Source organism: Aeromicrobium sp. Root472D3 (assembly GCF_001426485.1).
Classification (GTDB): Bacteria; Actinomycetota; Actinomycetes; order Propionibacteriales; family Nocardioidaceae; genus Aeromicrobium.
In genome coordinates this window covers 1,308,142-1,320,004 of sequence record NZ_LMET01000001.1, presented here as the reverse complement: position 1 = coordinate 1,320,004, position 11,863 = coordinate 1,308,142, and the positions used below count along the sequence as shown (strand labels likewise).

General features: G+C 73.9%; 15 protein-coding genes. 6 read left to right on the top strand and 9 right to left on the bottom strand.

Annotation, left to right across the window (positions count from 1 at the left end; all coding sequences use genetic code 11):
- Window positions 1–11: 11 nt before the first annotated feature.
- Complete coding sequence (gene groES, locus ASD10_RS06535) at window positions 12–305, bottom strand: co-chaperone GroES (RefSeq protein ID WP_056606353.1); 294 nt, start codon at window positions 303–305, stop codon at window positions 12–14.
- Between the two features lie 203 nt (window positions 306–508).
- Here groES and ASD10_RS06530 point away from each other — a divergent pair, with 203 nt between their 5' ends.
- The 4 genes from ASD10_RS06530 (at window position 509) to ASD10_RS06515 (ending at window position 3,944) form a co-directional block, all read left to right on the top strand.
- Entirely contained in the window at window positions 509–1,663 is a 1,155-nt protein-coding gene (locus ASD10_RS06530; protein ID WP_056606350.1) for a class I SAM-dependent methyltransferase, read from the top strand.
- A 150-nt stretch (window positions 1,664–1,813) separates the two neighbouring features.
- Window positions 1,814–2,524 (top strand): LamB/YcsF family protein, encoded by a 711-nt coding sequence (locus ASD10_RS06525; protein ID WP_056606349.1) that lies wholly within the window; start codon window positions 1,814–1,816, stop codon window positions 2,522–2,524.
- Window positions 2,521–3,099, top strand: a complete 579-nt coding sequence (locus tag ASD10_RS06520; RefSeq protein ID WP_056606348.1) for an allophanate hydrolase subunit 1 — start codon at window positions 2,521–2,523, stop codon at window positions 3,097–3,099. The genes ASD10_RS06525 and ASD10_RS06520 overlap by 4 nt, the downstream gene beginning before the upstream one ends.
- Window positions 3,096–3,944: a biotin-dependent carboxyltransferase family protein gene (locus ASD10_RS06515; protein ID WP_056606345.1), complete on the top strand. Its 849-nt coding sequence runs from the start codon at window positions 3,096–3,098 to the stop codon at window positions 3,942–3,944. Before ASD10_RS06520 ends, ASD10_RS06515 begins: the two co-directional genes overlap by 4 nt.
- A 114-nt stretch (window positions 3,945–4,058) precedes the next feature.
- On the opposite strand, the gene ASD10_RS06510 is transcribed toward ASD10_RS06515, so the two are convergent.
- Together ASD10_RS06510 and tsaD are read right to left on the bottom strand one after the other, a co-directional pair.
- On the bottom strand, window positions 4,059–5,726 hold the full coding sequence (locus ASD10_RS06510; protein ID WP_056606342.1) for a glycoside hydrolase family 3 N-terminal domain-containing protein: 1,668 nt from the start codon (window positions 5,724–5,726) through the stop codon (window positions 4,059–4,061).
- A gap of 1 nt (window position 5,727) precedes the next feature.
- On the bottom strand, window positions 5,728–6,774 hold the full coding sequence (gene tsaD, locus ASD10_RS06505; RefSeq protein ID WP_235501772.1) for a tRNA (adenosine(37)-N6)-threonylcarbamoyltransferase complex transferase subunit TsaD: 1,047 nt from the start codon (window positions 6,772–6,774) through the stop codon (window positions 5,728–5,730).
- 152 nt (window positions 6,775–6,926) lie between these two features.
- Between tsaD and ASD10_RS06500 the strand changes: the two genes are divergently transcribed.
- Window positions 6,927–8,270 (top strand): LLM class flavin-dependent oxidoreductase, encoded by a 1,344-nt coding sequence (locus ASD10_RS06500; RefSeq protein WP_056606336.1) that lies wholly within the window; start codon window positions 6,927–6,929, stop codon window positions 8,268–8,270.
- A 22-nt stretch (window positions 8,271–8,292) separates the two neighbouring features.
- Window positions 8,293–8,796, top strand: a complete 504-nt coding sequence (locus ASD10_RS06495; protein ID WP_056606333.1) for a DinB family protein — start codon at window positions 8,293–8,295, stop codon at window positions 8,794–8,796.
- A 12-nt stretch (window positions 8,797–8,808) separates the two neighbouring features.
- On the opposite strand, the gene ASD10_RS06490 is transcribed toward ASD10_RS06495, so the two are convergent.
- The 6 genes from ASD10_RS06490 to tsaB form a co-directional block, all read right to left on the bottom strand.
- On the bottom strand, window positions 8,809–9,114 hold the full coding sequence (locus ASD10_RS06490; protein WP_056606330.1) for a DUF427 domain-containing protein: 306 nt from the start codon (window positions 9,112–9,114) through the stop codon (window positions 8,809–8,811).
- Between the two features lie 9 nt (window positions 9,115–9,123).
- Entirely contained in the window at window positions 9,124–9,888 is a 765-nt protein-coding gene (locus ASD10_RS06485; protein WP_056606327.1) for a 1-acyl-sn-glycerol-3-phosphate acyltransferase, read from the bottom strand.
- Window positions 9,889–9,977: 89 nt separating this feature from the next.
- Window positions 9,978–10,370 (bottom strand): DUF5709 domain-containing protein, encoded by a 393-nt coding sequence (locus tag ASD10_RS06480; protein WP_056606324.1) that lies wholly within the window; start codon window positions 10,368–10,370, stop codon window positions 9,978–9,980.
- Window positions 10,367–10,777 carry a RidA family protein gene (locus ASD10_RS06475; protein WP_056606321.1) on the bottom strand — a complete coding sequence of 137 codons (411 nt, stop codon included), beginning with the start codon at window positions 10,775–10,777 and terminating at the stop codon, window positions 10,367–10,369. Before ASD10_RS06475 ends, ASD10_RS06480 begins: the two co-directional genes overlap by 4 nt.
- A 10-nt stretch (window positions 10,778–10,787) precedes the next feature.
- Window positions 10,788–11,228 (bottom strand): GNAT family N-acetyltransferase, encoded by a 441-nt coding sequence (locus tag ASD10_RS06470; protein WP_056606318.1) that lies wholly within the window; start codon window positions 11,226–11,228, stop codon window positions 10,788–10,790.
- On the bottom strand, window positions 11,225–11,860 hold the full coding sequence (gene tsaB, locus ASD10_RS06465; protein WP_056606315.1) for a tRNA (adenosine(37)-N6)-threonylcarbamoyltransferase complex dimerization subunit type 1 TsaB: 636 nt from the start codon (window positions 11,858–11,860) through the stop codon (window positions 11,225–11,227). The genes ASD10_RS06470 and tsaB overlap by 4 nt, the downstream gene beginning before the upstream one ends.
- Window positions 11,861–11,863: the final 3 nt, after the last annotated feature.

Here is an 11,863-nt window from a genome sequence, read left to right as displayed (position 1 = left end):
GGGGCGTCAGATCACGAAACGACGGCGAGGACGTCGCGCGCGGAGAGGATGAGGTACTCCTCGCCCGCGTACTTGACCTCGGTTCCGCCGTACTTGCTGAAGATGACCTTGTCGCCCTCGGCGACGTCCAGCGGGACGCGGTTGCCGTTGTCGTCGACCCGACCGGGGCCCACGGAAACGACGATGCCCTCCTGGGGCTTCTCCTTGGCGGTGTCCGGGATGACGAGTCCGGACGCAGTGGTCTGCTCTGCTTCGACGACCTGGATGACCAGGCGGTCTTCGAGCGGCTTGATGGTGACCGACACGTGTCGACCTCCCCTTTCAACGGGTGAACGTTGGACGGTGGTGAGGACGCCGTCGCGGGGGTCGTTCTCACCGGATTTTTAGCACTCTCGAAGGGAGAGTGCCAATACGAAACCTAGCACGACGCTGGCACTCGCCCCAAGGGACTGCCAGCCCGTTTCGCGCTGGGCGAACGTCCTGCGCCCGACACGGCACACTTCTCCCCATGGACCTGGAGACGTTCGAGCAGCTGCTGGCCCCGGACGGTCAGCGGCTGCTCGCCGAGGTGGCCGCACGCGCCGGCGTCGAGAGCGACCTCGGGCTCGGCACGCGGCTGCGCCGGACCCACGAGCCCGGCCTGGTCGCGGCCGCGGTGACGCAGAACCACCTGCGCGGCAGGGCCGCGGCCAAGTTCGGCGCCGATGCACCCCACCTGTTCTTCACGCACGACGCCCTCGAGCAGTCGACCCGCACGACGGTCGCGACGCACCGGGCGTCCCGGCTCGCCGCGGCGGGCGCCACGTCCGTCGTCGACCTCGGCTGCGGCATCGGCGGCGACCTGATCGCGCTGGCGCGGGCGGGCCTCGCGGTCCGCGGCGTCGAGCAGGATCCCGTCCGCGCCGCGATCGCGACCGCCAACCTGCGGGCGCTCGGCCTCGACGGCGAGGTCGTGTGCGCCGACGCGCGGGAGGTGTCGATCGGGTCCGACGAGGTCGCCTTCGTCGACCCGGCCCGTCGCGACGGCCGTGGACGCACGTTCTCGACCGCCGACCTGCAGCCGCCGTGGGACTGGGTGCGCGAGCTGCTCGCCGGACGTGCCGTCGCCAAGGTCATGCCCGGCCTCGCGCACGACGCCGTCCCGTCCGGCGTCGAGGCCGAGTGGGTCAGCGACGGTGGCGACCTCGTCGAGGCGTGCCTGTGGGGCGTCCCGTTCGCGACGACGCGGCGACGCGCGACGGTGCTGCCGTCGGGTGCGACGCTCGTGGTCGAGGGAGGGGCGCCGGAGGTCGCCGACGTCGGCGCCTACCTGCACGAGCCCGATGACGCCGTCATCCGTGCCGGCGCGGTCGGCGAGCTCGCGGCGTCGCTCGGCGGGTGGCTGCCCGATCCCCACATCGCGTACGTCAGCTCCGACGCCGCGGCCGACACCCCGCTGGCCCGCAGCTTCCGGGTCGTCGACGAGCTGCCGTTCCGCGAGAAGCCGCTGAAGGCCGCCCTCCAGGCGCGCCGGGTCGGCACGCTGACGGTCAAGAAGCGCGGCGTCGACGTCGTCCCCGAGGAGCTCGTCCGCCGCCTCAAGCTGAAGGGCCCCACGAAGGCCCTCGTGATCATGACCCGGGTCCGGGGCCAGGGCCGCGCCTTCCTCGTCGAGCGCACCTGACCCCACCCCCCTCCCGGATCCGCGAGTGGTGCGGTCTGGACGTTCTGGGACGGCGTGTCCGACCACACCGCACCACTCGCGCCACGGAATGCACCACTCGCGCGCGACCACGCGGTACCCCCGGCGTCCCCCCGTCCCTAGGGTGGGGGCATGCGGGTCGACCTCAACGCCGATCTCGGCGAGTCGTGGCAGCGCTGGCGCACCGGCGAGGACGTCCTGCTGCTCGACGTCGTGACGTCGGCCAACGTCTGCTGCGGCGCGTACGCCGGCGACGCCGAGCTCATGGCGCAGACGTGCGGGACCGCGGTCGAGCGGGGCGTCGCGATCGGCGCGCAGGTCGGCTACCCCGATCGCGCCGGCTTCGGCCGGGTCTTCGTCGACATGGAGCCCGCCGACCTGACGGACGAGGTCGTCCGCCAGGTGCACGCGCTGGACGACGCGGCCCGCGCGGTCGGCGGCGAGGTCACGTACGTCAAGCCGCACGGCGCCCTCTACAACGCGATCGTCCACCACGAGGCACAGGCCGGGGCGGTCGTCGAGGCCCTGCGCGTGCTCGACCGCCCGCTGCCGCTGCTGGGGCTCCCGGCCTCGCGGGCGCTCGCGCTCGCGGCCGACGCCGGGCTGCCGGTCGTCCGCGAGGGCTTCGCCGACCGGGCCTACACGACCGACGGACGACTCGTGCCGCGCGGCGAGCCCGGCGCCGTGCTGCACGACCCCGCGGACGCCGGCGCCCAGGCGCTGCGGCTGCTCGGCACGGTCGACTCCCTCTGCGTCCACAGCGACTCCCCCGGCGCGCTGCACCTCGCCCGCGCCGTCCGCAGGGCCCTCGACGAGGCCGGCGCCGTCGTCGCCGCCCCATGAGGGTGCTGCCGTGCGGCGACCGGGCCGTGCTGCTCGACTGCGGGTCGCTCGACGAGGCCCGCGGGTGGTTCGCGGCGCTCGACGGACGGGCCGAGGTCGTGCTGGGCGCCCGCACCGTGCTGGTGCGGGGCGAGCCCGCGTGGTGCCGCGACCTCGTCGGTGCCTCGACGCCCCGGACGGTCGACGACGTCGCGCCGGCGACCGTCGAGATCCCCGTGACGTACGACGGTGCCGACCTCGACGAGGTCGCGACGCTCACGGGCCTGCCCGTCGACGAGGTCGTCGCGGCGCACACCGGCTCCCCGTGGACCGTCGCGTTCGGCGGCTTCGCCCCCGGGTTCTCGTACCTCGTCGGCGGCGACGACCGCCTGCGCGTGCCGCGACGCCCGTCGCCGCGCACGTCGGTGCCGGCCGGTTCGGTCGGCCTGGCCGGCGAGTTCAGCGGCGTCTACCCCCGCGAGTCGCCCGGTGGCTGGCAGCTGATCGGCCGCACCGACGTCGTCCTGTGGGACGTCGACCGCCGGCCGCCGGCGCTGCTGCGGCCCGGCGCGCGCGTCCGGTTCGTGGTCGCATGACGCTCGTCGTGGAGGCCGCCGGCGCCCTCAGCCTCGTCGAGGACCTCGGCCGGCCCGCGATGGGCCGCGTCGGCGTGGGCCCGTCGGGTGCCTTCGACCGCGCCGCGGCGCGCCGGGCCAACCGCCTGCTGGGCAACGCCCCCGGGGACGCGGTCGTCGAGACGTTCGGCGATCTCGTGCTGATCGCGGAGTCGGCCCACACCGTCGTCGTGGCCGGCGCGAGCGGCCCGATCACGGTGGACGGCCGACCGGTCGCCTACGGGCGCGCCGTGCGGGTGCCGGCCGGTCGGCGCCTGGCGGTCGGCGCTCCCACCGTCGGGCTCCGCTCCTACGTCGGGCTGGCCGGCGGGATCGCGTCGCCGCGCGTGCTCGGCTCGCGCTCGACCGACACGCTGGCCGGGCTCGGCCCCCGCCCGCTCGCCGTCGGCGACCGGCTCGAGGCCGGCGCGCACCGCGCCGTCCCGGCCCTCGACGACCTCCTCCCGCTGGACCGCGGTGGCGACGTGACCCTCGACGTCGTCCTCGGACCCCGCGACGACTGGTTCACCCCGGAGGCCGTCTCGACGTTCCTGACGGCGGCGTGGCGGGTCTCCGCAGCATCGAGCCGGATCGGCGTCCGGCTCGACGGCGACCCGCTCCCGCGTGCCGTGACGCGTGAGCTGCCGAGCGAGCCGTGCGTGCGGGGCAGCGTGCAGGTCGCGGCGGACGGACGTCCGATCGTCCTCGGCCCCGACCACCCCGTGACGGGTGGCTACCCCGTCGTCGCGGTCGTCGTCGACGCCCACACCGACCGCCTGGCGCAGGTGCGCGCCGGCCGGGTCGTCCGGTTCGCCCGCGTCACCTGACCCGGTGGCGGCGCGGCGAGTGCTGCCGTCGCGTCCTCCAGTGGTGCGGTGTGGTCGGACACGCCGTCCCAGAATGTCCGGGCCGCACCACTCGCGGACTCGCCGGAGGTGGGGTCAGCAGCGCTCCGGGGCGGGCAGGCCCACGTCGACGGGGAGCCGTCCCTGCGCGCGGGCGTCGCCCGTGAGGACGGCGACGAGGGCCCGCATGGCCGGGACGTCGCGGCCGTAGAGCGCGACCTTGGTGGGTGCCGCGCTGCGCGCCAGGCCGTACGGGGTGTCGGTCGACACCACGACGTCCGCGCTGGCGGCCGACACGCCCGGCCCCAGCAGCGCCACCGACGTGCCGGGGCCGATCGGCAGGCCGGCCTCCTGCGCCGCGACCCGGAACGCCGCGACCGCCTCGGACGAGCCCGACGGGCTGACCGACGTGATCGACGGGACGGGGCACGGGTGCGCCACGACCGTCGCGGCCATCGCGCTCAGGGCCTGCGACTCGTCGCCGTGGCTGCCCGGCTCGCCCGGCAGCTCGGGCGACGCCTCGGCGTGCAGCAGGTACGCGATCGTGCGCGCGGCCGAGGCGCGGGCCTGCTGCTCGGGGATCTCGCCCGACCTCAGCGCCGCCAGCACCGCGTCGTACGCCTGCTCGTTGTCGGCGGGCATCAGGGCCAGGTCGCTGCCGGCCTTGATGGCCTCGACGGTCGAGTCGCCGCCCGGGTAGCGCTGCATCACGGCGCCCATGCCCAGCGAGTCGCTGATCACGAGGCCGTCGAAGTCGAGGTTCTCGCGCAGCCCCGTCGTGATGACCTTGCGCGACATCGAGGCGGGCACGCCCTTGTCGATCGCCGCGACGTCGAGGTGCCCCGTCATGATGCCCGGCGCGGCGTCGGCGATTGCGGCCTCGAACGGCTTGAGGTCGTGCGACCTGAGCCGCGCCCGGTCGCTGTCGAGCACCGGCAGCCCCTTGTGGCTGTCGGTCGACACGTTGTGCCCCGGGAAGTGCTTGACCGCCGAGATGACGCCGGCCTCGGAGTACCCGTCGACCGCGGCGACGACGGCCTGCGCCACGACGTCGGGGTCCGAGCCCGCCGACCGGCTGCCGATGATCGGGTCGGCCGGACCGATCGTGATGTCTCCGTCGGGCGCGAACACGGTGTTGTAGCCCGCGGCCCGCAGCTCGGCGCCCGACGCGCGGGTCGCCGCCGTCACCGCCGCCGCACCGTCGGCACCGTGGCCCGCGATCGCGGCGCCCGCCGACATGAAGGTCGGGAACGTCGTGAGCGGATCGGTCAGGCGGGCGACGAGGCCGCCCTCCTGGTCGATCGGCACCATGACCGGGAAGCCGCGACCGGCACCGGCCTCCTGCAGCTGCTGGTTGAACGCCTTGACGTCCTCGAGCGGGTCGTCGGTCGTGACGTCGAGGATCTGCTGGCCCGTGACCATGACGCCGGCGAAGTGTCGGTCGCGCACCAGCGCCAGCGACTGCTCGTTCGAGAAGCTGCGGGCGATGATGAGCTGGCCCGCGAGGTCCTCTAGGGGCAGCGCGTCGGCCTTCTCGACGGCCTCCGCCCGCTCGGCGTCCGTCGGCACCCAGCCGGTCTCGACGGCGGTCTTCTCGTCACGCTGGGCGGCGGCGGACGAGGAGGACGTCGCCGGGCGCGGGTCGTCGTCGCGGCCGGTCCACCACACCGCGCCCGCGGCGACGACGGCCGCCGCGGTCAGCGCCGCGACCGCCGGCAGGGCGCGGCGACGGCGACGGCGGGGGGACGTGTGGGGGCTCGTCACGTCAGGCCGCCACGACCTGCGTGACGGGCATGCCGGAGTCGGCCGGCAGGTCGAGCGACGACGGCGCGATGCCGCGGCGGACGACCTCGGCGCCGAGCGCCGCGACCATCGCGCCGTTGTCGGTGCACAGTCCGAGCCGCGGGATGCGGACCTCGATGCCGGCCCTCGCCGCGCGCTCCTGCGCGTAGTGGCGCAGGCGGGCGTTCGCCGCGACGCCACCGCCGATGATCAGGGTGTCGACGTCGTGCTCGCGGCACGCGGCGATCGCCTTCTTCGTCAGCACGTCGCACACCGCGTCCTGGAACGACGCGGCGACGTCGGCGACGTCGAACGTCCGGCCCATGCGCTGCTCGTGCTGCACGTGGCGGCTGACGGCGCTTTTGAGGCCCGAGAACGAGAAGTCGTAGCGGTGCTTCTCGACGTCGCGGCCCGTCGTCAGGCCACGCGGGAACGCGATCGCCGACGGGTCGCCGTCGCGCGCGACCCGGTCGATGTGCGGGCCGCCCGGGTAGGGCAGGTCGAGCAGGCGGGCGACCTTGTCGAAGGCCTCGCCCGCGGCGTCGTCGATCGTCTGGCCCAGCAGCGTGATGTCGGTGACGATGTCGTCGACGAGCAGCAGCTCGGTGTGGCCGCCGCTGACCAGCAGCGCCGCGACCCGCTCGCCGAACCGGCCGTGCTCGAGCTGGTCGACCGCGACGTGCGCGGCCAGGTGGTTGACGCCGTACAGCGGCTTGTCGTGCGCCAGCGCGAGGGCCTTGGCCGCGGCGACGCCGACCAGCAGCGCACCGGTCAGACCCGGCCCGCTCGTGACGGCGATCGCGTCGACGTCCTGCACCCGGACGCCCGACTCGGCGTAGGCCTGCTCGAGCGTCGGGACCATCGCCTCGAGGTGCGCGCGGCTGGCGACCTCGGGCACGACGCCGCCGAAGCGCACGTGCTGCTCCATGCTCGAGCTGAGCGCGTGCGCCAGCAGCTCGGTGCCGCGGACGATGCCGACACCCGTCTCGTCGCACGACGACTCGATCCCCATCACCAGCGGTTCGCTCACCGGGTCATTGTGCCAGCCGGGCCCGACGGGTCCGGCGCGTACACGACCCGCGGCCGCGCGTGCGGCCGTCCCACCGGCCGAGAACCCGTCGGTCGGGGGGTCGAGCCTGCCTACCGTCAGGGACACCCCCTCCCGACACGAAGGACCGACCCATGACGCGCCAGCTCCACCTCGGCGGCTTCCAGATCGCCTCGAACGTCACGCACTCCCACGCCGCCTGGCGCCACCCCGGCTCCGACCCCGACTTCCTGAACGCCGAGTACTACCACCGCATCGGACGGACGCTCGAGCGCGGCACGTTCGACTTCGTGTTCTTCGCCGACCTGCTGGCCGTGCCGACCAACTACGGCGGTGGGCCCGACGAGGCCCTGCGGCGTGGCACCCAGGCCGCCGCGACGCTCGACCCGACGCTGGTCGCGACCAGCATCGCCGCGGTCACCCGCCACCTCGGCATCGCCGTCACCAAGAGCACGACCTACTTCCACCCGTTCGAGGTGGCGCGCATCTTCGCGTCGCTCGACCACCTCAGCCGGGGTCGCGTGGCCTGGAACATCGTGACGTCCCTGAGCAGCGCGGAGGCCCGCAACTTCGGGCTCGCCGAGGCGCTCGACCACGACCTGCGCTACGACCGCGCCGAGGAGTTCGTCGAGGCCGCCGTCGCCCTGTGGGGCAGCTGGGACCCCGACGCCCTCGTGCTCGACAAGGAGTCGGGGGTGTTCGCCGACCCCGACAAGGTGCACGCCGTCAACCACGACGGCATCTTCTACAAGACCCAGGGCCCGCTGCCGACGCCGGCGTCGCCGCAGGGACGTCCCGTGCTGATCCAGGCCGGCTCGTCGGGCAAGGGCAAGGACTTCGCGGCGCGCTGGGCCGATGCGATCTTCGAGATCGACCCGACGCCGGAGGGTCGCCGCGCGTACTACGACGACGTCAAGAGCCGGGCGTCCGACGCGGGCCGCGACCCCGACCACGTCAAGATCTTCCCGTCGTTCATCCCGTTCGTCGGCGAGACCGAGTCGATCGCCCGCGAGAAGCAGGCCTTCCACAACGAGCTGGCCGACCCCATCTCGGGCCTGCACACGCTCTCGGTGCACACCGACCACGACTTCTCGCAGTACGACCTCGACGCGCCTGTCGAGGACGTCCGGGTCGCCGGCACGCAGGGCCTGTTCGACGTGGCACGGCGCCTGTCGGAGCGCGACAGCCTCACGCTGCGCGACATCGGGGGCCTCTACGCGCAGGGAGTGCTGCTCCCCCAGTTCGTCGGGACGGCCTCCGACGTCGCCGACCGCATCGAGGAGTCGTTCACCGGCGGGGAGGCCGACGGGTTCATCCTCTCGGTCGGTCAGTCGCCCGGCGGGTTCGACGACTTCGTCGACCACGTCGTGCCCGAGCTGCGTCGCCGCGGGCTGTTCCGCTCGGAGTACACCGGGACGACGCTGCGCGACCACCTCGGTCTGGCCGACGCGCCGCAGCCGCAGGGGGCGCCCGCCTGACGCGCCCCGCTACCGTCGGGTCATGACCCGCTCCTCCGACATCCCCGCGACGTTCGACGAGCGCAGCGTGCTGCTGCAGATGCTGCACTACGTGCAGGACACCGCGGTCGTGAAGGTGAGGGGCCTGGACCAGGACCTCGCCCGTGCCGCTCCCCTGCCGTCGTCGCCGCTGATGAGCGCCGCGAACGTCCTGAACCACCTGCGGTGGGTCGAGCGCTCGTGGGTCCAGACCGACCTGCTCGGCGGCGTGGACGACAGGCCGTGGTCGGCCGAGCGTCCCCACGCCGAGATGGAGGAGGGCTCGACGCTGCCGATCGAGGACGTCATCGAGCTGTACGAGCAGGAGGCGGCCCGCACGCGCGCGGTCTTCGCCGAGATCGACCTCGACGTGGTGCGTCGCGGCGACCTGCCTCCGGAGCCCGTGACGGCGCGGTGGATCCTGCTGCACCTGGTCGAGGAGACCGCGCGGCACAACGGCCACCTCGACGTCCTGCGCGAGCTGGCCGACGGCACGACCGGCGACTGAGCCCGCCGACGGCTACTCCGAGATCGTGACCTGCTTCTTGTCGAAGGCGACGTAGTTGCTGTAGTCCTGGCCCACGCGGTCGAAGGACGACGGGATGGGCTCGGGGTACGACCAGCCGCCGTCGGGAGCGACGTCGTCGCCCAGGCCGACGTTGAAGTACTGCGTGTCGCCCTTCCAGGGGCAGTGGTACGCCGTGGGGCTCTTCTCGTACGCGCCCTCGGTGAGGCTCGCGGGCGGGAAGTACCAGTTGCCCTCGATCTTGACGAGGTCGTCGGTGGGCGCCTCCGCGACGACGGTGGATCCGATGACTGCCTTCATGCGCTGCTCCTACTGCTCGGTGTTCCTGGCGGCGCGTCGGGCGGCGCGGGCCGCGTACTCTTCCTCGTCCATCCTCGCAGCCTCGGCCAAGGTCGGCGCGGTGCCGCCGTGACGCGCCGGGGCCCACCACTGGCCCTCGGGGCGCAGGGGGTACTCGGCGATCGCGTGGTCGAGCAGCGCCGACATCGCGTCGCGCAGCACGGCGGTCTCGGCGACGGGGTCGTCGCCCGTCACGGCGATCGGGGCGCCCACGTGCAGGCCGATCGTCTTGCCGCGTCCCCGCAGGTCGGACTCGTGGTCCTTGGTCTTCAGCAGCTGCGTGCCCCACGTGACCATCGGGATGAGCGGGACGCCGGCCTCCGCGGCCATGCGCACCGCGCCGGTCTTGAGCTCCTTGATCTCGAACGACCGGCTGATCGTGGCCTCGGGGAAGATGCCGACGATCTCGCCGTCGCGGGCGTAGCGGACCGCGTCGTCGTACGACTGCTGGCCGTTGTCGCGGTCGACCGAGATGTGGTGGAACGAGCGCATGATCGGCCCGGACACCGGGTGGTCGAAGGCGTCCTTCTTGGCCATGAACCGAACGAGCCGCCCGCTGGGCTGGGCCGCGAGCCCGTCGAAGACGAAGTCGACGTAGCCGATGTGGTTGGCCGCCAAAATCGCGCCGCCCTCGCGCGGGACGTGCTCGGTGCCGGACATCTGGAACGTCATGCCAAGAACCTTGAACAACGTCTTGGCGGTGACGATCGTGGCCGGGTAGGTGAAGTCGCGCATCCGGTCAGGGTAGTGCACACGCGTGCACCCGGCCGGGCTCGGCGCCGGTGCGCGGGGACGGCCGACGAGGGGCCGTCCCCGCGTCGGAGTCAGTCCTCGGGGACGACGTGGACCGCGGCCTCCTCGGCGCTCGCCGCGGCGCCGTCGATGCCGACGTCCTCGCCCACGAGCTCCTTGTCGACGTCCTCGCCGATGCCGCCGTCGGGGTCGACCAGACGCCCGGCCCGCTCGCTGCCGACCTCGCCGTCGTCGAGGTTCTCGGCGGGCGCGGCGTACGGATCGGGCTCGGGCTCCTCCTGGCGCAGCCGCTCGTCGAGCGACTCGCCCTGCAGGGCCTCCTCGGCCGTCGTGCCGAAGCCCTCACCGCGGTAGCTCTCCGGCGGCGAGTAGCCCGAGTCGAGCGTCGCGTCCGGGTCGTCGAAGATCGCGTCCTGGTCGGGGCCTTGATCGTCTTCGGGGAAGGTGTCAGGTGTCTCGGTCATGCTCCCAGCCTTCCACGCCAGCCCTGAGGCGCACGGTGAGCGTCGACCTCGACCTCGACGAGGTGGTCGGGGTGCGCGAAGGCCGTGACCTGCACCATCGTGGACACGGGGCGGATGACGTCGAAGAGCTCGCGGTGCGCTCGCCCGACCTCCTCGAAGTGCGCGATGTCGGTCACGAACATGCGGGTGCGCACGACGTCGGGGGTGTCGAGCCCCGCGGTGCGGACGGCGTTCAGGGCGATGCCGAACGCGACCCTCGCCTGCTCGTACGGGTCACCGACCCCGACCACCTCGCCGTCGACCGTCGCGGTCGTGCCCGCGACCCAGACCGAGCCGCCGACCCGCACCGCCCGCGAGTAGCCCACGACGTCCTCGTAGGGGCTGCGAGAGCTGATGTTCTTCCTCACGGCTGCCTCCTCATCGCCACTCCTGGATGTCGAGCTCCATCACGAGCGCGTCGACGCCGCCGGCGTAGTAACCGCGGCGGGTGCTGATGGTGTCGAAGCCGTGGGCCTCGTAGAGGCCGATCGCGGGACGGTTGTCGGCGGCCACCTCGAGCAGCATGCGTCCGGCCCCGAGGTCGCGGGCGCGGTCGACCAGGTCGGTCAGCAGGCCGCGGGCCAGCCCGCGCCCGCGCGACGCCGGCAGCACCGCGATGCGGTCGAGGTCGGCGACGTCGCCCGCGACCGAGATCGCGCCGTACGCGTCGACGTCGTCGCCCGGGCCGACCAGCACGACGTGCCGCTCGCTGCCCACCTCGTCGGAGACCAGCGTCGCGCTCCAGGCCGAGGCGCCGAAGCAGGCCAGCTCGAGGGCGGCGATCGCGGCGACGTCGTCGCCGGTCGCCGGACGGCTCATGCGCGCTTCGAGACGGTCTGCGGGACGGCGTCGGGACGACGCAGGTAGAGCGGCTCGAGCGGCAGCTCGGCGACGCGCCCCGCGACCACCAGGCCGGCGAGCGCCGCCGCCCGCGGGGCGCCGGCCCCACCCGCTGACCTGAGCACGTCGGCGTAGAGGTGCGCGCCCTGGCCGAACACCGGCAGGTCGGGGTGCTGCGCCGCGAGGTCGGCCGGCCTGAGGACGTGGGGGCCGTCGAGGCGCACCTGGTCGCCTCCGTAGCGCGCCCAGTAGACCTCCTTGCGACGCGCGTCGGTCGCGACGAGGAACTCGCCGCCGACCTGCACGTCGGCCGCCACGACGTCGAGCGAGCACACGCCGTGCGTCACGAGCCCCAGCGTCGAGCCGAGCGTCAGGGCCGTCACGACGCCGACCCGCAGGCCCGTGAACGGCCCCGGCCCGACGCCGACCGCGACATCGGTCAGGTCGCCCATCGCCGCACCCGCCTGCGCCATCGCGTCGCGGATCGCCGGCGCCAGCAGCTCGCCGTGCGCCATGGCTCCCTCGCCCGACGCCTCGCCGACCACGCGCGAGCCGTCGTGGACGGCGACGGTGATGACGGGGGTGGCGGTGTCGAACGCGAGGAGGAGCACAGG

Bases quoted from the DNA above. Each gene is read 5' to 3' on its own strand.
- ASD10_RS06500 (WP_056606336.1), top strand. From the start codon at position 6,927: ATGACGCGCCAGCTCCACCTCGGCGGCTTCCAGATCGCCTCGAACGTC.
- ASD10_RS06530 (WP_056606350.1), top strand. From the start codon at position 509: ATGGACCTGGAGACGTTCGAGCAGCTGCTGGCCCCGGACGGTCAGCGG.
- ASD10_RS06515 (WP_056606345.1), top strand. From the start codon at position 3,096: ATGACGCTCGTCGTGGAGGCCGCCGGCGCCCTCAGCCTCGTCGAGGAC.
- ASD10_RS06485 (WP_056606327.1), bottom strand. From the start codon at position 9,888: ATGCGCGACTTCACCTACCCGGCCACGATCGTCACCGCCAAGACGTTG.
- ASD10_RS06520 (WP_056606348.1), top strand. From the start codon at position 2,521: ATGAGGGTGCTGCCGTGCGGCGACCGGGCCGTGCTGCTCGACTGCGGG.
- ASD10_RS06495 (WP_056606333.1), top strand. From the start codon at position 8,293: ATGACCCGCTCCTCCGACATCCCCGCGACGTTCGACGAGCGCAGCGTG.
- ASD10_RS06490 (WP_056606330.1), bottom strand. From the start codon at position 9,114: ATGAAGGCAGTCATCGGATCCACCGTCGTCGCGGAGGCGCCCACCGAC.
- ASD10_RS06480 (WP_056606324.1), bottom strand. From the start codon at position 10,370: ATGACCGAGACACCTGACACCTTCCCCGAAGACGATCAAGGCCCCGAC.
- ASD10_RS06525 (WP_056606349.1), top strand. From the start codon at position 1,814: ATGCGGGTCGACCTCAACGCCGATCTCGGCGAGTCGTGGCAGCGCTGG.
- ASD10_RS06470 (WP_056606318.1), bottom strand. From the start codon at position 11,228: ATGAGCCGTCCGGCGACCGGCGACGACGTCGCCGCGATCGCCGCCCTC.